This window comes from Enterococcus sp. DIV2402 (genome assembly GCF_017426705.2).
Lineage (GTDB): Bacteria > Bacillota > Bacilli > Lactobacillales > Enterococcaceae > Enterococcus_F > Enterococcus_F lowellii.
This window is the reverse complement of record NZ_CP147251.1, coordinates 768,040-786,285: the sequence shown is the minus strand read 5'-3', so window position 1 is coordinate 786,285 and position 18,246 is coordinate 768,040. Positions and strand designations below refer to the sequence as shown.

The 18,246-nt window shown below is 35.5% G+C and carries 19 protein-coding genes; 3 read left to right on the top strand and 16 right to left on the bottom strand.

The window, feature by feature from the left end; genetic code table 11:
* Positions 1–91: 91 nt before the first annotated feature.
* Positions 92–634, top strand: a complete 543-nt coding sequence (locus tag DOK78_RS03905; RefSeq protein WP_207942155.1) for a biotin transporter BioY — start codon at positions 92–94, stop codon at positions 632–634.
* 152 nt (positions 635–786) lie between these two features.
* On the opposite strand, the gene DOK78_RS03900 is transcribed toward DOK78_RS03905, so the two are convergent.
* From DOK78_RS03900 to DOK78_RS03830, 15 genes are all read right to left on the bottom strand, one after another.
* A complete protein-coding gene (locus tag DOK78_RS03900; RefSeq protein ID WP_207942156.1) occupies positions 787–1,707 on the bottom strand; it encodes an RNA-guided endonuclease TnpB family protein in 921 nt (306 codons plus the stop codon).
* A gap of 20 nt (positions 1,708–1,727) precedes the next feature.
* Positions 1,728–2,666 carry an ATP-binding cassette domain-containing protein gene (locus DOK78_RS03895; protein WP_207942157.1) on the bottom strand — a complete coding sequence of 313 codons (939 nt, stop codon included), beginning with the start codon at positions 2,664–2,666 and terminating at the stop codon, positions 1,728–1,730.
* Positions 2,659–3,738 (bottom strand): ABC transporter ATP-binding protein, encoded by a 1,080-nt coding sequence (locus tag DOK78_RS03890; RefSeq protein ID WP_207942158.1) that lies wholly within the window; start codon positions 3,736–3,738, stop codon positions 2,659–2,661. Before DOK78_RS03890 ends, DOK78_RS03895 begins: the two co-directional genes overlap by 8 nt.
* An 11-nt stretch (positions 3,739–3,749) precedes the next feature.
* Entirely contained in the window at positions 3,750–4,685 is a 936-nt protein-coding gene (gene oppC / locus DOK78_RS03885) for an oligopeptide ABC transporter permease OppC (protein WP_207942159.1), read from the bottom strand.
* A 2-nt stretch (positions 4,686–4,687) separates the two neighbouring features.
* On the bottom strand, positions 4,688–6,175 hold the full coding sequence (locus tag DOK78_RS03880; RefSeq protein ID WP_207942160.1) for an ABC transporter permease: 1,488 nt from the start codon (positions 6,173–6,175) through the stop codon (positions 4,688–4,690).
* A gap of 67 nt (positions 6,176–6,242) precedes the next feature.
* Positions 6,243–8,225: a peptide ABC transporter substrate-binding protein gene (locus tag DOK78_RS03875; protein ID WP_207942161.1), complete on the bottom strand. Its 1,983-nt coding sequence runs from the start codon at positions 8,223–8,225 to the stop codon at positions 6,243–6,245.
* Positions 8,226–8,663: 438 nt separating this feature from the next.
* Entirely contained in the window at positions 8,664–9,269 is a 606-nt protein-coding gene (locus tag DOK78_RS03870) for a DUF1054 domain-containing protein (RefSeq protein WP_207942162.1), read from the bottom strand.
* Between the two features lie 69 nt (positions 9,270–9,338).
* Positions 9,339–10,304: a sodium:calcium antiporter gene (locus DOK78_RS03865; RefSeq protein WP_207942163.1), complete on the bottom strand. Its 966-nt coding sequence runs from the start codon at positions 10,302–10,304 to the stop codon at positions 9,339–9,341.
* A gap of 72 nt (positions 10,305–10,376) precedes the next feature.
* The gene (locus DOK78_RS03860; RefSeq protein WP_207942164.1) at positions 10,377–11,762 is read right to left on the bottom strand and encodes a PH domain-containing protein; all 1,386 of its coding nucleotides are present in this window, start codon (positions 11,760–11,762) and stop codon (positions 10,377–10,379) included.
* Positions 11,755–12,243 carry a PH domain-containing protein gene (locus DOK78_RS03855; protein ID WP_207942165.1) on the bottom strand — a complete coding sequence of 163 codons (489 nt, stop codon included), beginning with the start codon at positions 12,241–12,243 and terminating at the stop codon, positions 11,755–11,757. The genes DOK78_RS03860 and DOK78_RS03855 overlap by 8 nt, the downstream gene beginning before the upstream one ends.
* Before the next feature lie 18 nt (positions 12,244–12,261).
* Complete coding sequence (locus tag DOK78_RS03850; protein ID WP_207942166.1) at positions 12,262–13,065, bottom strand: acyl-CoA thioester hydrolase/BAAT C-terminal domain-containing protein; 804 nt, start codon at positions 13,063–13,065, stop codon at positions 12,262–12,264.
* Between the two features lie 112 nt (positions 13,066–13,177).
* Complete coding sequence (locus DOK78_RS03845; RefSeq protein ID WP_207942167.1) at positions 13,178–14,338, bottom strand: CynX/NimT family MFS transporter; 1,161 nt, start codon at positions 14,336–14,338, stop codon at positions 13,178–13,180.
* A 118-nt stretch (positions 14,339–14,456) separates the two neighbouring features.
* Positions 14,457–15,350 (bottom strand): metallophosphoesterase, encoded by an 894-nt coding sequence (locus tag DOK78_RS03840; RefSeq protein WP_207942168.1) that lies wholly within the window; start codon positions 15,348–15,350, stop codon positions 14,457–14,459.
* A complete protein-coding gene (locus tag DOK78_RS03835) occupies positions 15,313–15,726 on the bottom strand; it encodes an iron-sulfur cluster biosynthesis family protein (protein WP_207942169.1) in 414 nt (137 codons plus the stop codon). The genes DOK78_RS03840 and DOK78_RS03835 overlap by 38 nt, the downstream gene beginning before the upstream one ends.
* A 94-nt stretch (positions 15,727–15,820) precedes the next feature.
* Complete coding sequence (locus tag DOK78_RS03830; protein WP_207942170.1) at positions 15,821–16,393, bottom strand: GNAT family N-acetyltransferase; 573 nt, start codon at positions 16,391–16,393, stop codon at positions 15,821–15,823.
* Positions 16,394–16,519: 126 nt separating this feature from the next.
* Here DOK78_RS03830 and DOK78_RS03825 point away from each other — a divergent pair, with 126 nt between their 5' ends.
* Both DOK78_RS03825 and DOK78_RS03820 read left to right on the top strand, forming a co-directional pair.
* Entirely contained in the window at positions 16,520–16,966 is a 447-nt protein-coding gene (locus tag DOK78_RS03825) for a YueI family protein (protein WP_207942309.1), read from the top strand.
* A 15-nt stretch (positions 16,967–16,981) separates the two neighbouring features.
* Positions 16,982–17,389 (top strand): hypothetical protein, encoded by a 408-nt coding sequence (locus DOK78_RS03820; RefSeq protein ID WP_207942171.1) that lies wholly within the window; start codon positions 16,982–16,984, stop codon positions 17,387–17,389.
* A gap of 47 nt (positions 17,390–17,436) precedes the next feature.
* Here DOK78_RS03820 and DOK78_RS03815 read toward each other — a convergent pair whose 3' ends face one another.
* A complete protein-coding gene (locus DOK78_RS03815) occupies positions 17,437–18,195 on the bottom strand; it encodes a MerR family transcriptional regulator (protein ID WP_207942172.1) in 759 nt (252 codons plus the stop codon).
* Positions 18,196–18,246: the final 51 nt, after the last annotated feature.

The following is an 18,246-nucleotide window of genomic DNA, read 5'->3' as shown; positions in this document are numbered from 1 at the left end:
ACTATTTATTTACACAGGGTTAACGTTATGCTATACTCAATTCATCGTTAACAAAAATAAAATTTTAGGTTTACAGAAAGTGAGTGTATGTATGAAATTATCTTTAAAAGAACAAATTACAGCAGCCATATTCGCTGGAATCATTGCTGTTTTTTCACAAATTGTGATTCCTATTGGCGTAGTTCCATTTAGTATGCAAACATTTATCGTCGGTTTAACCGTTACGATTTTAGGACGTAAAGTGGGAACTTGGGCAATTATCATTTATTTATTACTCGGTCTCATCGGTTTGCCTGTCTATGCTGGCTTTGGTAGCGGTATTGCTTCTATTCTAGGGCCAACAGGTGGCTATTTAATCGGTTTTGTATTCACAGGACTTATCCTTGGTACCTTATTAAAAAAAGTCCCTACAACCTATTTTTGGGTTATTTCAGCTAACTTAATTGGTTTTATCATTACCTTGTTATTTGGAAGTATTTGGCTAAAATTTGCTACCGATATGACATGGGCTGCTGCCCTTTCAGGTGGCTTTATTACTTTCTTAATTCCAGAAATTATTAAAGCTGTAGTCGCTGGAACACTGGGTGTCTTTTTAATTCAACGATTACCTGAAAAATTTTTAGTAACGAGATAAACAAAAGAAGCGTACGAGAAATGCTCGACGCTTCTTTTTTATGATTTTTCATAATTAGTGGGCAGAAATTCCTAGAAACAAAAATCGTTCAATTTTTTCTATAACCTAGGCTATCCCTGGCGCCCCTTCCAGTTCTTACCTTACTTTTTGGTTTAGCTAATAATTACTTGTTTTCCATACCACTCTGATTTATAACGCAACTTACTTAAAAACTGTTGCCAATCATTTGACGTAAATTCCTGTTTCAGATACTTATCCTCTGAATTATTCTCTTGCACGAAAATGTAATCAAAATTCTCGACTAGAAAATAAGAGAGTTGATTAATAAAATCTTCCTTTTTATATTTGCGTCGAACCAGAAGTCGATTCATTTTTTCTTTTTGTTTTTGATAATTTTTAGCATTTGCTAATAAAACTTTCCGTTTCTTCGCAATTTTTGCACGTAATCGTAATTTCCGTTTCGCGTGATTAATTTGTCCCAATAATTTTTCTTGATTAAAGTGAATCGGACAAATTTCTTCTGAAAAATGAACCAGATGTTTAGGACAATATGAAATCTCAATTTTACGATGTGTTTTTTCTAATTTTTCAACTTCTTCGATACATAAAATTGAAACATAGAACTCTTCTGTATTTCTAGCAGAAATTGTTGCTGATTTAATTTCGCCTTTTATTTTACGATGCAAATTCACATCGACAAGTGATTTTAGTTTTGGTAATTTCAACTTATCATCTTCAAAATAAATCGTATGTTTTTGATTGTTTGTTGTATATGATTGCCACATATTCGATTTATTTTTTAAATTTGGAAAACCACTTTGACCACTGTAATAACGACGAAATGCTTTCTCTAAATTACGTTGAGCATTCGACAAAGCCAAACTATCTGTATCTTTTAAAAACGGATAATCTTTTTTTAATAGCGCTGGCGTTAATTTACTTTCACTGTTTTGCTTGCGATGCATCAAAAGATGGTTATAGGTAAAACGAACACAACCAAATGTTTGAATAAAAAACTGTTTTTGTTCTGCATCGGGATAAATTCTAAAGCGATATGCCTTTAAGACCCCCATCTTTTTTCACCACTTTTACCCTAATTTTTAACAGCTGCGCGATAACCTGCTAATTCTAGTGCATTTCCATAGACATAATGACCTGGTTTTACTTCTTCAAAACTTGGCTTATCTTTTGAATAATCGTGCATATTGGGATTATAAACAACTAATTTTTTCTTACGTGCTAAAATTGGATCTGGAATTGGGACAGCCGATAACAATGCTTTTGTATATGGATGTAATGGATTCATAAAAAGCTCTTCTGTTTCTGCTAATTCTAAAATTCTTCCTGCACGAATAACCGCAATACGGTCAGAAATAAAACGCACCACAGATAGATCATGGGCTACAAAGAAATAGGTAACATCGTCTTCTATTTGTGACTTTTTCAATAGATTTAATACTTGTGCACGAATAGACACATCTAATGCTGAAATAGGCTCATCCGCTACAACTAGTGATGGTTCCATAATTAATGCCCGAGCAATACCAATACGTTGTCTTTGTCCGCCAGAAAATTCATGTGGATAACGATACATATGCTCCGGTAATAAACCAACTTGTTCGATTAACTTTTCAACTTTTGCTATACGTTCTTCTTCATTTTTAAACAGGTTAAAATTATACAATCCTTCAGAAATAATATATTCGACAGTCGCACGCTCATTTAAAGAAGCCGATGGGTCTTGAAAAATCATTTGAATTTTACGAATTTTATCTTCTTGTTCTTTTTTGGTTAATTTTCCATTAATCCGTTTTCCTTCAAACAGAATATCGCCATTGCTGGTTTCATTTAATCCAACAATCGCACGGCCAATGGTTGTCTTTCCAGAGCCGGATTCGCCAACTAAAGAGAAAGTTTCTCCTTTGTAAATATCAAAATTGGCATCTTGTACGGCAACAAATTTTTTCTTACCTTCACCAAAAGTAATCTCTAAATCTTTAACCGATAAAATGACTTCTTTTTCTTTAGACACGAACTTCCCCTCCATCATTTAATTCAGTTATTTCTGTTAATGCGACTAATTTTTCATGCAGCCCTTGTATCAGCTCTGGTTTTTCAGCTTTCGGCGCACGAGGATCAAGCAACCATGTTTTAGCAAAATGCGTTTCTGTTACTTGAAACATAGGTGGTTCATTATCAAAGTCAACTTGCATTGCATAAGCACTACGTGGCGCAAAGGCGTCTCCTTTAATTTCTTTATATAAAGAAGGTGGTGTTCCTGGAACAGAATAAAGTTCGTCCCCTTTTTGACCTAATTGTGGTAATGACGATAACAAGCTCCATGTATATGGATGACGAGGATCATAGAAAATTTCTTCTACGGTTCCTGTTTCAATAATTTGTCCGGCATACATAACAGCAACTTTATCAGCAATTGCTGCTACCACACCTAAATCATGTGTGATAAAAATTGTTGTAAATTTATATTCTTCTTGTAATTCACGAATTAACTCCAAAATTTGAGCTTGAATAGTTACGTCTAAAGCTGTCGTTGGTTCATCACAAATCAAAATCTTAGGACGACAAGCTAACGCAATCGCTATAACAATTCGTTGACGCATCCCTCCAGAGTATTGAAAAGGATATTCATCATATCGTTTTTCAGCATTGGGAATCCCTGTACGGTCCATTAAATCAATGGCCATTCTTTTGGCTTCCTTAGCTGATTTCCCTTGATGTTTGATAATAACTTCCGTAATTTGTGAGCCAATTGTTTTAATTGGATTTAACGAAGTCATTGGGTCCTGGAAAATAGTCGCAATTTCTTTTCCTCGAATGCCATCCCATTCTTCATCTTTTTTCAAAGCTGCTAAATTTTTACCTTGATATTCGATTGTTCCACTTGTAATTGAACCGTTTGTTTCTAGCATACCTGTAAATGTTTTGGTAAGCACAGATTTTCCAGAGCCAGATTCACCAACAATGGCTAGTGTCTCTTGCTCTTTCAATTCAAGCGAAACATTTCGAATTGCACGTAGCTCGCGATTACGCACTCTAAAGCTTACAGAAATATTTTCAGCTTTTAAAATTGTTTTTTTCTCCATAGTGTGCCTCCTTACATATGTGTTCTTGGATCAGCAGCATCCGCCAATGTCTGTCCAACAATGTAAAGAGAAACAGAAACTAAGGCCAAAACAGTAACTGGAATCCAAAATAGATACGGGTAGTTGCTCATGTTATTTGTGTATTCTGAAATTAATTTACCTAATGATGGAACGTCAGCACTTAAACCAACACCTAAGAAGGATAAGAACGTTTCATAAGAAATAAACGCTGGCAATGACTGTGAGACATTCGTCACAATAATCGATGTTAAATACGGTAAGATATTACGGACAATCATTCGCATAGATGGTGTACCTAATGTTTTGGACGCTAAGTTATATTCTCGATCACGCATAATCATTACTTGAACACGAATGAAATAAGCTGTGTTAAGCCATCCTGTAACACACATCGCAAAAATCAAGTTCCAAAAACCACTACCAAACGTATACGATAGTACCATGATAATTAATAATTGCGGTACGTTAGTAATAACGTTGTACACTTCTAACATAACCCGGTCGATTTTTTTAGACGTGCCCCAAATTGCGCCAACAACCACACCAATCACTGTGGTAATTAAGGTTGCTAACACACTGATTGAAATCGATGTTTTAGCCCCTGCCCAGACAGCATCAAATAAAGACATTCCGTTTTTATCTGTACCAAACCATTCTTGCATGCTTGGTGGATTGTATCGTTTTGAAAAGTCATTAATATCATCTACGTTCATAAAGTCATACCCACTAAACATAGGTTGAATAAATGCCATTAATAAAATAGCCACCATTAAAATGAGCATTGCAATAGCTACCTTACTAGAAAAAAACTTTCTTCCTACTGAACGCCAATAAGAATATGTTGGTGTATCAATCTTTTCCGAAGTCAGGGAATCAGTTGAAACAAAAGTAAAGCCGTCATTGATTTTCTTTTCTGAAGTTTCCACGGTTATTTCCCTCCTTCTGCTAAATTAATTCTTGGGTCAACCATCGCCATTGCTAAATCACCAATCAATACAGAGGTAACTGCGACAGTGGTAAAGACAAAAACAATCGCCATTACAACTGGATTATTATGCGCTTGAATGGCATCGGGTAACATTTTACCCATACCAGGTGCAGCAAAAATTGTTTCAGTCATTGTTGCTCCAGTAATAGCACCAATAATACTCATTGGAATTTGGTTAACAATTGGAATTGCAGCATTTTTAAAGATATGTTTGCGCGCAATTTCGCGTGAATTCAATCCTTTTGCTTTGGCAAATTTTACATAATCTGCGGATTGTTGATCAATCATATAACGACGAATCCAAATAATAATATTTGAAATCGATAATAACCCTAAAATAACTGTTGGTAATATATAAGAACGAATATCTCCGGCACCAAATGTCGGGAATGAATCTGGGAGATTAAATAAACGACTACCGATAAAGCGGAAGAAGTAGATAAAGGCTAAGCTTGGTACTGAAATTAACACAGTGACCAATCCAATTCCCATTTTATCTGGTAATTTCCCTTTAAAACGAGCCATAAACATTGCCAAAGGAATTCCAATTCCATAAGCAAGCAATACCGCAATAACACCCATTCTGAATGAAATTCCAATCATTGATGGATCTCGGTAATTTTTATCTGTATGTGCATAATTATCACCATACAATTGTTTGTCTCTTTCTGACAATTGGCTCGTCATTTGATATTGTCTTGAATAAACATCAACAGAAGAACGAGAAGTCTTACCATTTGCAAAGGTCACTTCTTGGCTGTCTGATTTTCCTTGTCCACCGCCAATCACTTCTGTTACATTACGACCAGCAAAGGTAGGGTAAGAAATCCCTAAGTCTAAGTGCACGATATTTTGATGAATATACGGAAATTGTTTATCAAAATAGATTTGATATTTATATTGCGTACCTGAACCAACTAAAGCCCAGCCTGCCAATTCATCGTTCGTAATACGTAGGGAGCGTTTCATATCCGGATTATCTGGATCTTGCACCTTCCATGGATGATCAATTTGTAGCATATTGGCATAAAAACGATACACACGTTTTGGTAAAGGAACATCTTTCGTAGCATAGTACGTTTTATTAAGCGGGAATTGTTTTAAATCCCACCCATTTTCTTTTGTCCATTCTTCTAAAATTTGTTGATTTTCTGCTGTTGGTTCTCCAGAAACTTCTGGATGTTCTTTTTTCACAGTATCAACTAATTTTTTTGAATTGTAATATTCAATATATCCCATCTTACTGAACGCTGTATTTTCATATTCTGCTAATTCATCAGGTTTTCCTTTTAATTTCCCGTATTGAACATCATCTTGAAAGACAGCTCTACGAGGAACTAACGAATAGATAATTGTATACGTTAGTGTTGTGACTAGGAAAATACTGAGGATTGATCGTAATATCCTAAATAAAAGGTATCGCTTCAAATTACTTCCCCTACTTTCTAAATATGTAAGCAAAAAAGGCTAAAAAGCCTTTTTTACTTGTTCTAAACTATTCTGCTGTTTCTTTTGATTTTTCTTTTTCTGCTTCCCAGTCAGCGCGTGCTTTGTCATATTGTTCCACAGTCACTGCGCTATCTTGAAGTTCAATGTATTTCAATTTATCGGCTGCAATTCCTGCCCAACCATCTGGTTTAGTATAAGGTACAGCATTTGTGATACGAGGCACACCTTCATCTGCATAAATTGGAATTTGTAGGACATTATTTAATAACCAAGCTTCCGCATCTGCATAATCTGTATAACGTTCATTCGTATTATCAGTAATTGCTGCCGCTTTATCTAATAAAGCATCGTATTCACTTAAGTTAATACTTTCTTTGGCATCTTTAGATGGATCTTCACCTTGAATTACTTCTGAACCTTCTAAACCAAGATTTTTCATATTTTCTCCTGTACGAGAATTATAAATATTCAAGTAAGTAGATGGGTCAACATAGTCAGGTCCCCAACCAGAGGCATTAGAAATATCAAAGTCGCCAGCTTCACCAGTAGTTGCTTGATAAGTCGCCGCTAAATATTTATCTTGATTTAACAATTGAATATCAATAACAACATTGTCTTTGCCTAAAGCAGCTTCAACTGTTTGTTTCAATGATTTCGCCATATTCACGTTTGTTTCACGTGTTTCTAATTGTGGGAAGTCTAAGTGAATTGGAAATTCTACGCCATCTGCTTCTAATTCAGATTTTGCTAAGTCCATATATTTTTTCGCTTTTTCAGCATTGTAATAAGCATCTTGGCCTTCTGCTAAATCAATATCACCAAACGCTTCGGAATCAAGTGCTTTTAGTTTCTCTTCAACAGTTTCTCCATAAGGTTTACCATCAATTGAAACAAATTCAGTTGGCACTAAAGTATTACGTAAACTTCTTGATGCGCCTTCTTCTCCAACATTTTGAGCATTGTATGCAGTTTTATCAAATCCAAAAAGCATAGCTAAACGGAAATTGCGATTACGAATCGCTTTTTGTGTGTCTTCTTTTTCTTTATCCGTTGTTTTTGACGTTGCATCAAATGTACCACGGTTAAAGTTAAACGTCATATTAAAGGTAGAACCACCTGTATCTGACCATGTAATAGCATCGGGATACTCTGCTACAACATCTTTATAACCTGCTGAGTTTGGATAAACACGAGCAGCTGTCAACGTGCCATCTTGATAGGCTTTAAATAAACCATCAGGATCACTACCATCATTAAATGTCCATTTGACTGAATCAATGTGAACATTATCTAAATCCCAATAGCTTTCATTTTTTTCATATTCAATCACAGATTTTGCTGTGTTATTTACTAAGATAAATGGTCCATTGTAAAGAATTCCATCTGGTTGAGGTTTTCCAAAGTCATCCCCTTTAGATGTTAAGAATTCTTCGTTAATTGGATATAATGTGCCATAAGTTGTTTTGGAATTCCAGTAAGATTCTGGTTGATTCAATGTATATTCTAAAGTATAGTCATCCACAGCTTTTACACCAACTGTAGAAAAATCATCCGTTTTTCCGTCAATATACTCAGCTAAACCTTTGATACTATCGGCTACGATGTACAATGTTTCAGAATTACTATCAACCGCATGTTTTAGACCAGTAACAAAATCATGTGCTGTGACTTCTGCACCGTATTCGTTACCTTCGCTATCCATCCATTGGACACCTTCACGGATATGGTACGTATAAGTTAAGCCATCTTCGCTAACTTCCCATGATTCAGCCATTGCAGGAACCAAATTGCCATAGCGATCATTTTCTAACAAGCCTTCAACAAAGTTCGTATAGTGATCACTATTTGTTTTACGTGAAGAAAACGTATAATCTAGTGTTTCCAAATCAGTCGCAAATACATTATTGTATTCTCTAACTAACTCACTATCTCCCCCAGAACTACCCTCTTTTTTATCCCCTCCGTTGCCGCATGCACCAAGTACAAACGTACTAACTAAAAGAGCTGTCAAAACTTTACTTTTTTTCATGTACACTCCTCCATTTTTTCTTTTTTACTCAATTGTCCTCTGTAATCCCTTTACATTCGGGAATTGTCAGAAAATTAAATCAAGTATTGAGAAAATGATACAGAACTTTTTTTTAGCCGTCAACTTTTTTTAATAATTATTTATTAATTTGTACCTCTAATTTTAATCATTCTATCCATTTTTTAATAAAGAGGGTTATTTGACATCAATTAATGAAAACTTTGTGAAAAAAATATATTCTAATCTCTTCTTGTTATATTCCAACTATTTTTTCCAATATGGAACAACTTTGCTTTTAGTTGCTTTCTCGAATCCAGTAATCCAAGCCATTTATAATTTTTTTCATAACTTATCCTAGTAACAACAGTAGCTTTCTTCGCATTTATTTTTAGAAATTCTCACAAAAAGAAGCGTACGAGAAATGCTCGACGCTTCTTTTTATTCTATCTGTAATCCCTTGTTCATTTCTAATAATAAATGATAGGTCTCTAACATATATGCTTGTGCTTGATCTGGATTTTGCCATAAGGAACTTTCTTTGGGAATGACACGACCAATTTGTAATTCACTTTTTTTCACTTTCTTCAATCGCTGCAAGGCTTTTTCCATCGATTCAGTAGTTAACGGTTCATACGCACAAATCGTATGGTCTGTGTTTATAACCATATCTTCTGGCAGATTATTCCACCATTCAGGATGTTCAAGCAAACGCTCTGCCATTTCTTCTTTTCCTTTAGGTTGATCAATCAACGACAACCACATAAAGACATACTCTGGGAAAATACCTAATTGAAAATGAGCTTCCATCTTGTAGCCACGTTTCTTACGACTAATTGCTGACCAAGTATTTTCTGGTGGATGGACGCTACGGCGACGATGCTGAGCGATATGAATAAAGAGTTCGTCATTCATTTCGGGTGCTAAGTTTTCTTTAAAATATTCATTTAATTCTTGAAAAATCGGTTGAATTTCTGCACGAATTGCGGCCATTCGTTCATCTAATCCCTCAATTTCAAAGACTGCAAAACTTTTTTCGGTAAACATGGATATTTTTCCTCCTTCTACATTTTACCATTATAGCGCAAGTAAATTCGTTTCAACAAATGTCTTCCTTTACAATAAGAATAAACTGGCAAGAATGTAGATAGCGTAACTCATAATTAACACGATGCCTTCTTTTTTACTAATCTGATGTTTATTTGAATTGAAGATAAAGGCTAGGAAAATCAGCACAATGAGTAATAAACTAGGAAATTGTAGATAAAAATTTTCCGGTGAGAAATATAAACCATCTGCTAAAATACTACCAATACCTAAAACAACCAAAATATTTAAAATGTTCGCACCAATCACATTACCGACTGCTAAATCCCCAGCTCCTTTTTTCGTCGCATGATACATTGTTGACAGTTCTGGAGCATTTGTCACAAAAGCAATGACAGTTGCGGAAATAATTCCTTCTGATAGACTAAAACGTTGCGCTAAAATGTCAATAATCGGGACAATAATCCCTGCTCCTAAACTAATTAAAGCGATAAAGAAACATAATTTAAACAAGGATAGAAAAAAATTAGAAGAAGCTGCAGTGTGCGTCTCAGTCGCCGCTTTCGTTTTAAAGGTAAACCATAGATATAGGGGTGTTAAAAGTAAAAAGAAGATGCCCGCTATTCGCGGTAATTGAGAAGTTGGTGAAAGAAAAGTAAGTAGAAAGACTAAGATAGCTAAACTACTGAAAAAGAGTGTTTTGTAAGTGACTAAACGAGAAATAGGAACAACACCTGTCAATGCTCCAATACCGACAATAATACTTAGATTAGTAACCATTGATCCCATCGCATTGCCCACTGCAATATCAGGACTATGCTGATTGATAGCTACAATAGTTGTCGCTAGCTCGGTTATGACAGTTCCAAATGCAACAATTGTCGCACCGGTAGCAATTTCTGAAATCTGAAGTTTACGGCTAATTTCCAATGCTTGATCGATCATACGATCCGCAGAACTGGAAATCATCCATAAACAACCTAAAAATAATACCATTAGAAAAACACTTGGAACTTGAAAAAGAATGTTTGTCATAAGAAAACCTCCCTTTTCTTTTTATTTTCTCTAAAAAAAGGGAGGGCTGTCAAGTTATTAAGATGACATTTGCTATTTTTTCTGATAGAACGCTTTGATTTTAGAAAGATCCTCTTTGTCAATATAACGCAAACGCAGACTCGCTGCTGACGTATTCGCTTTGATAAATAAACGAACATGATAAATTTCTTTTAAATATAACCATTTACTTGTTTCCTCGTATAGTGCTTGAATTTTTGCACGTTTTACAAAAGTTTGGATTTTTGTAAAAAAGAAATACTGTTGGATACAAAGCTGTTGATTAATTATCACATAGCCTTGATAATAACTAGTTACCATCTCAATCAGTAACCAACTTATGAAAAGAAGAAGACCAATTATACTTAACCACGGTCGAATGAAAAATACTCCGACAATGATAGGAATTAAAATCATCAATGGGATTCGTAAAAAATACCATGTTTTATTCCGAGAAGTATAATGTAATTCTGCATTTGGAAACTGCCATTCTGGTAAAAGTGTACGTAACACTTGAGAAACTTCTTTTTCGTGAACAATGGGTAGTAAAAACACTTGCTTTAGTTCATCGTCTTCTTCTTGTCCACTAGCAAGTAACAGCTCAACTGAAACTAATCCAAATAGTTTACGTAATACTTGCTGATTAATTTGCAGACCTTGAATTTTAGTTAAAGGAATTTTTTGTGTTTTACGTTCCAACAAGCCCCTTTCAAGGGTTAGTGTCTCTGGTTGGCGTGTCACACGAAAGCGATAATAAAAAATCATGTGTCTGATGATAGATAATGCTGACACTAAAAGCAACACACTACACCCAACAAGAAGTAACATTAGCCAGCCTGCTTGCAAAAATTGTTCTCCTACTGTCAATAACCACGTTGACCAACTAGCAGGTATAATCTGATCGACAAAAGCTAGAATTGCAAAAAAGGTAGCAAAAATACTTAGATTTGTTAAACTAAATACTAAAATTTGACTAGTTGTTACCTCGTAAACATTTATTTTCCTTGCTTCTCTCTGCTGATGGCGCAGTTCTTCTAATTGTTGAACGACTGTTTCTGGAACAGCAGTTAAAATCGCTTCTGCCTCTGTACTACTTCCGCCAGCTGTTTCAATCGTTATACGAACCACATGGAATGGTTTAAAGAAAAACCATTGTTGTTGCTTAAGCGTCTGGATACGCTCATAGGGAATAACTGTCTCTTTTTTATTCAAAACTCCTGTATAAACAATTAATGAATCGGTGGTCAATTGATAATAACGAGTTGCATATTGTAAACTAGCAACTCCACTTATTAATACAAACAATCCTATACTTAAATAAATCAAGGATACTTCACGCCAACCGACTAACGCTAAAATAATTGGTACAACGAAATTTTTTAATTGCTGAAAGAACTCTATAATCCATGAAAGTGGGTGATAACGTTGCTTTTTAGACATCTTCTTTTGCCACCTTTACCAATGCAATAATTTGATTTCTTAATTCTTGCGCTTCTTCAATGTCTAATCCTGCAATATGATGAGTAGTTGCTGCAGTATGAATTCTTAATTCAATCAAGTTTTCTTTTCGTAAAAATGGACCTTGCTCTGTTTCTATATGTTGAATACGATTAATCGGTACAAAAGTTGTCGAGCGAAAAAAATAGCCCTTTTGAAAAGCCAAATCTTCATTCGTAATTTCATAGCGATTAAAAGTATAACGATATGGTATCAGAATCAAGCTGATAATGGTGTGAATCATAATAAGACTGACACCACTAACACTAGCAATCAACCAATAGTTATTCCAAAAATCTAGCCAGTTTAAAATAAACCCACAACTAACAATACCCACTAGCAGAATGCTAGTCGTTACAAAAATAGTTTTACGCCAAACTCGTTTAATACGTAGAGGTAATTGTTTGGATAATAACACGTACATTTTTCCACCTACTTTTTATCATACATGCCACTTGGCCAATTTCTTTTCTATTAGTTCATTCATGGAATAGGTCGCATATAAATTGCCGTCATTGGTTCCACCTTGCATTCGTTTAGTGGAGAAAAGATGTCCGGCTTCTTCATAGACGTAATGTTCGACTGATTTAGCACGAATGGCATTCGTTGCCAACATCTGGCCCATTTGCGCACTGGGCCAAAATAAATCTTCTTTTCCTGAAAAAAGTAAGAGATTTCCTTTGAAAGTGGAGCTGTCAATTCTAGCTTCTGGCACTTGACGATTCGCTGTAAATTCATAGTCAAACATTTCTTTTAATAATGAACTTTTCCCGAAGTATTCTTTGAGTTTCATCCGCCAAGTAAAGCGGATAGTAGGTAACGGTTTGCCATGTAAAGTCCAAGCTGGTTGATAATCTTCTCCGGGATAAATAAATGCTGTTGGAGCTACTAACACAAGATTAGATACCACTTGGAAATGGTTTGCTAAGATAAAGGCTAATTCTGCACCACGTGATGCACCGACAATTGTCAGTGGATAAGAAGCCTCAAATTGTTCTGCAAATTGAATGACATGTGAAAAAAACTCTAACGGTACATGCGCCAATTTGGGAGGTAAAGATTCTTTGCCAAAGTAATAAATCGCTAAAACACGGTAACCTTTTTCGGCAATTTGATAGGCTTGTTCAAAGAGACATTCTCCTTCTGCCGTACCTAACGTAATGACTACGCCACGACGACTTTTCTCAGGTATAAAACAGTAACCTCGCACCGATTGATACGCTAATTTTTTGATTTCGACTTCCATTACACAAACCCCTTTAAACCCCACATTTTTAAACAACCGTTTTCATTTTATCAAATAACAAAGCCTTCTCGCAAGCTCTTCTCAAAGAAACAAAAAAACAGAGAATTTCTCCTCAAATTTTTTGTTTTTTTAAAATATTTCGCCCGATGATTGCTAATAATATACTGTTTGCTACAATCATGTAAAATAGCATATGATAGTTTCCACTCGTATCAATTAACCAACCTAGTAGAACTGGCACTTGACCACCAATCATATAACCAAAAGCCTGAATCATTCCCGTCCACACACTCGCTTCGCTTGGGGTCTTTGTATAAGTTAAGGGTAATAACATAGCAATTGGGAAATAGCCACCTGTACCTATCGCAAAGAAGCAAACAGCAAGCATAGCCGCGCTTAGATTGGAAATGGATAGAAAAAAAGCACCGCTAAGCATTGCCACCGAACACAAATATATCCAAAACTTCGGATTTCCTGTCCGATCCATTAATGCAGGAATCAAAAAACTGCAAGTCATTTGCACTGTAGTAAATGCTGTTAATAAAAAAACACTGTGATTGGATAAAACGACAGTATTGCGGAAAAATTCTGCAATCCACGTTAAAATACTATAAAACATGCCCGATTGTAAGGCGAAAAAAGCCACCATTTTCCAAGCTTGTAAATTTGCTAATGGAAATTTTACAGCAGTCACAGTTTGAATCGTTTCATCTTGTTTTTCTTTCGGTGAAAAAACAAGCCACAAAACAGCAATCACTACTGCCAACACTCCCCAAATGCCCAAAGCATTGGCCCACTCTCCTTCAAACCAACTTGTCATTTGAGGGACCATTCCGGAGGCAACCACTGACCCTAAGCCCATAGCTAAGGAATAAACCCCGATTAATAAACCTGCATGATTAGGAAATTCTTCTTTAATAAAACCCGATACTAATGGTCCAATAATCGCTACTGAAAAGCCAATAATAAATGCTGTACTCACTAAACCAATATATCCTGAAAAAAGCATGCGACTTAAGGTAGCCAAGCCTAAAATGAGTAAAAGTAAAAAAATACTCTGTCGTCGTCCAAAAATTTGTTGGACACGTCCAATGCCAAATGCAAATAATCCCATACAAAAAACGGGAATACTCGGTAGCAGACTCGCTTGAACATTGCTGATCGCTAAACTAGCTTTGATTTGGTTCATCACTGGTGGCACACTAGAAATTCCTAGACGTAAATTAAATGCTACAATAAAAATAAGCGCACTATTTTTTAAATATCCACGCATAATTACTCCTTTCGATTCATTCATCCTTGAATTTCAAGAAAATTCAAATTTTTTTATGTCTAGTATACCACAAAGAAACACTAGAATCTTAGCCAACTCTGATTCTAGTGTTTCTTTTTTAATACTCAATTACTGTTAAACTCCGTTGAAACTCTTCTAATAAATGACTTTCTTTGTAGCGATTAAAATCATCTTGATTTTTTCTCAACACGCCGCGCATTTTAGTTGGATTAAAGACTTCTGCCAATTGATTATTTAAAACAAACTCTCTCGTTAATTGCCATTCAAAATAATAACCAAACGGGCGGCAATGGTAATTGGTTGCCCCGATTAATTGGCTACCAAAACGACGATGCGTATGTCCAAAAATAACGTGTTCGATATTAGTAAATTCATTGAGCGTTTCACCAAATGCTTTTGAACCTAAAAAAGCATTCAAATGATTCCAACGAGCATATTTGCCTGTGTGTTGTACGATAAAATTTTCTTGCGGCACAAAATGTGTAGCTAAAACAATTTGTTTGTCTTTAGGAATGGTAGTTAAGACTTGATACAAACGCTCGCAAACGCGTTGGCTAATTTCTGGATCCGTTCCTTGACGTTGAATCATGCGATCATACCAAAACAAATTCTTTAAGCGAATGATTTCTTGTGTATCTTCCATATCTGAAAATTGATAATCGTACCAACCGTTTACACCTATTAAAATTTTTTGTTCCGATAAATCTAAGGTCTTAAAATTTAAAAAGAATGGATTCGCAAAATCCTCAAAATCTTGTTCTTGCGCAATATCCGCCATTTCATGATTGCCCCAATGAAACGTCGTAGGCATTGCTTCATTAAAGAAATCCACTACTGCCAAAGCGCGGTCTACTTTATTTGCGGTGTCACCGGCTAAATGCAAATGCGAAATCTGCTGCTCTTTTAAATAATTACGTAATTGGGCTAAATTCTCTATGCTTAGATGGTTGATATCAGCATGAAGATCCGTTACGATAGCTAATTTGTTCATTTATTTTTCCTTCTTTTAACTCAATTCGTTTCATCGGTACGTTGGCAGCTAACACCCCACTATCAGAGACTAGTTGCATCCGTTGATAGGCAGATTCAATACTGATTTTTGTTTCATTATCTAAATAGCGCTCAGAAGTTGATTTGATGTAAACTATTCCTAGTTCCGTCTCTACACGGTCATCATAAACAGCTAGTTCTGACTCAGGAAACTCTTTTGGTACAAATAATACGCGAAAATTAGGATATAACTGACAAGAGGCACCTGCTTCTACAAATGGTCCAATGGCGTCTTCAAAGTCTAATAAAATACGGTCACCTTCTTGACGAATCGCATTCATTTTTTCTTGAGCTTCTCTTGTTACCTGCAGTTTCATTTTTGTCGCCCCTTTCTTTGTTAAGCACTGGTAAAATTCCAGTTCCTTACTATAAGTATACGTCAAAATGAGTCTTCTTGGGTAGATTACGCTTCTACTGTTCTTTGGCCTTTTGCCACTGACTTTTCGTGATACCATATGTCACTATATCACTCACTTTGCCATAAATTTTTTTTGCTTCATAAATTGTGCTTTCTTTCGTCATGCCAATTTTTTCCATCACACGACCAGATTTAGGATTTTTTAAATCATGGACTGCAAAAATTCGGATCAACTGGAGTTTTTCAAAACCTAAAGCTAACAGAACATGCGCTGCTTCAGGAACCAAGCCTTGTCCCCAATAAGTTTTATTAAGGGTATAACCGATTTCAGCAGTACCTTCTTTTATATTTACTCGTAAATCAATCGTCCCAATCATTTTATGATTTTCTTTCAGCTCTAGCGCAAATTTTCCAAATGGATCAGCCATGAAAACAGACGCAATAATGGTTCGTGTTTCTTCAATTGTTTGATGAGTGGGGAAAACAAAAGTTGTCGTTTCTTCATCGCTCGCATATTCAAACATATCTTTCGCATCGGCTAAAGTTAGCGGACGTAAGCATAAACGCTCCGTCTCCAACACTTGATTTTCTGCAAAAACGACATAATGATTTTCTATTTGTTCCATGTGCTCGCCTCCTTGGTAATTTCTCTATTATAACGTATTTTATAAAAGGTACAACTGCTTGTGAATAAAACAACTTATTTTTAGGTTCTATGTTATAATAGACGAAACTAAATGCTTAGGAGGATGATGATGACCGACGAACTTCAAAAACACCTGGATAATGGTCTCTACGGCGTGCCATTACTCAAACCCGATGAGCAACGAAAATATTTAGGTACCTTTCGTGAGCGTTGCTATCTTAGTATGACCATTTCCCAAATGACCAAGCAACAAAATGAAGACTATCTCCGTAAACATCTGAAAGAGTATCCCAACAGCAAGATTTTAATTAACGGAAAAGTACCAGAAACAGTTCAACAGACGTATATTCAATTAGCCATGCAAGCGAATCTGCCGTTCACTGTTGTCGCTACAGCAGACCCTTATCAAAACGACAGGATTGGTTTACTGGTTGTTGCTAAAACAGCAGTCAACGAACAAACCATTGATATAGAAAAAAAAGTTACTGTTGCCCCTAGCCAAAAACAAGCAGCACCGAAGAAAGAAACATTTTGGCACAAACTTTTTCGTTAAAAGGAGGAATTGGTTATGTCCACACCATCATACAATGAATTAAAAAAGGAATTGGTTACTGCACTTGATATCCACATTGATTTATTAAAAGACACGTCCTTAATTGAACCTGAACATTTAGACGGTATTATGTTTATGATGCGTAGCTTTGGTTTCATGCTTGATCGTGCACCAAAAGTCTTGCTTGAAGAAGATCCTGAAGAAATGAATTTCTTAATGTTTCAATATTATAGTTTATTGAGTGAATTGAAACATAACTTGCTTTTAAATTATCCAAACACTACCTTGCAAAACCGACCATTAATTGACATTGTGCAAATTTTCCCGACAACCTATGAAAAAGATATGAAATTGTGGTGGGAACAATTAACAGGGTTGCACGTTGATGACAGCAAACAAACAATGTCTTTAGATATTGACTAAAAAAGAAAGCCGAATGCTCAAGCATTCGGCTTTCTTTTTATGGTTGATTATAAAGGAACAATTTCTAACCAAGCTTTATAATAATCCATGGTTTTTCCATTTCCTTCAGAGGCAGTAGCTAAATAACTAGCAATTACGCCTTTAATCGAAAAACCTTGTGCGTTCATAGCATTTTTATGTTCAATAAAATTATTTGAATCAAAGTTTTCGGCATCACAGGTTAATAAACACGTCACATAAAGAGGTGTTTGTTTCGGTTCACTTTTCCAAATTTCCTTCTTAGACGACTCCCCACTTACAGCTAACCCCATTTGAAATAATTCCTCTTCTTTTTCCTTATACAAAACAAAATTAGCTAGTTGTTGCAATTGAATTTGCATATCTTCGGCATTTAGAAGGTCAAACGGCACAATTTTTTTTATATTTATGGGTTCTTTTTCATATTGTTTCTCTTGTAAATGAAATAAGCTTTCTAGTTGTTCTTTTCTGCGAGCAATGCCGCGAAACTTTTTTTTGAGATGTTGTAATTCTTGTTGAACCTCGACTTCGGTATCTTCCAAAAGCGAATAGATTTCTTCTGGGCGCAAGCGATTAAAATTTTTCATTTTTTGAATCGGAATATTTAGATTGCGATAGAAAACGACATCTAATAATTCAATAATCGTTTGAATAGTATATTCTCGATAATCATTTTCATCATTGCGCTTCGCAGAAAAGATTTCCTTTTCTTCCCAGTAACGAATGGTTGATGTGGGGATTTGAAATAATTTTGCGATTTCTCCGATGGTATAGGTTTTTTCTTCCATAATGCACCGCCTTTTTCTTTTTAGTACAATGATAAAACTTTTCTCATTGAC

Excerpts from the sequence above, each read along its gene's own strand:
- DOK78_RS03905 (WP_207942155.1), top strand. The coding sequence starts at position 92 with ATGAAATTATCTTTAAAAGAACAAATTACAGCAGCCATATTCGCTGGA.
- DOK78_RS03820 (WP_207942171.1), top strand. The coding sequence starts at position 16,982 with ATGTCCACACCATCATACAATGAATTAAAAAAGGAATTGGTTACTGCA.
- DOK78_RS03845 (WP_207942167.1), bottom strand. The coding sequence starts at position 14,338 with ATGCGTGGATATTTAAAAAATAGTGCGCTTATTTTTATTGTAGCATTT.
- DOK78_RS03865 (WP_207942163.1), bottom strand. The coding sequence starts at position 10,304 with ATGACAAACATTCTTTTTCAAGTTCCAAGTGTTTTTCTAATGGTATTA.
- DOK78_RS03830 (WP_207942170.1), bottom strand. The coding sequence starts at position 16,393 with ATGGAACAAATAGAAAATCATTATGTCGTTTTTGCAGAAAATCAAGTG.
- DOK78_RS03900 (WP_207942156.1), bottom strand. The coding sequence starts at position 1,707 with ATGGGGGTCTTAAAGGCATATCGCTTTAGAATTTATCCCGATGCAGAA.
- DOK78_RS03825 (WP_207942309.1), top strand. The coding sequence starts at position 16,520 with ATGATGACCGACGAACTTCAAAAACACCTGGATAATGGTCTCTACGGC.
- DOK78_RS03815 (WP_207942172.1), bottom strand. The coding sequence starts at position 18,195 with ATGGAAGAAAAAACCTATACCATCGGAGAAATCGCAAAATTATTTCAA.
- DOK78_RS03840 (WP_207942168.1), bottom strand. The coding sequence starts at position 15,350 with ATGAACAAATTAGCTATCGTAACGGATCTTCATGCTGATATCAACCAT.
- DOK78_RS03855 (WP_207942165.1), bottom strand. The coding sequence starts at position 12,243 with ATGTACGTGTTATTATCCAAACAATTACCTCTACGTATTAAACGAGTT.
- DOK78_RS03850 (WP_207942166.1), bottom strand. The coding sequence starts at position 13,065 with ATGGAAGTCGAAATCAAAAAATTAGCGTATCAATCGGTGCGAGGTTAC.
- DOK78_RS03890 (WP_207942158.1), bottom strand. The coding sequence starts at position 3,738 with ATGGAGAAAAAAACAATTTTAAAAGCTGAAAATATTTCTGTAAGCTTT.
- DOK78_RS03870 (WP_207942162.1), bottom strand. The coding sequence starts at position 9,269 with ATGTTTACCGAAAAAAGTTTTGCAGTCTTTGAAATTGAGGGATTAGAT.
- DOK78_RS03875 (WP_207942161.1), bottom strand. The coding sequence starts at position 8,225 with ATGAAAAAAAGTAAAGTTTTGACAGCTCTTTTAGTTAGTACGTTTGTA.
- DOK78_RS03835 (WP_207942169.1), bottom strand. The coding sequence starts at position 15,726 with ATGAAACTGCAGGTAACAAGAGAAGCTCAAGAAAAAATGAATGCGATT.
- DOK78_RS03860 (WP_207942164.1), bottom strand. The coding sequence starts at position 11,762 with ATGTCTAAAAAGCAACGTTATCACCCACTTTCATGGATTATAGAGTTC.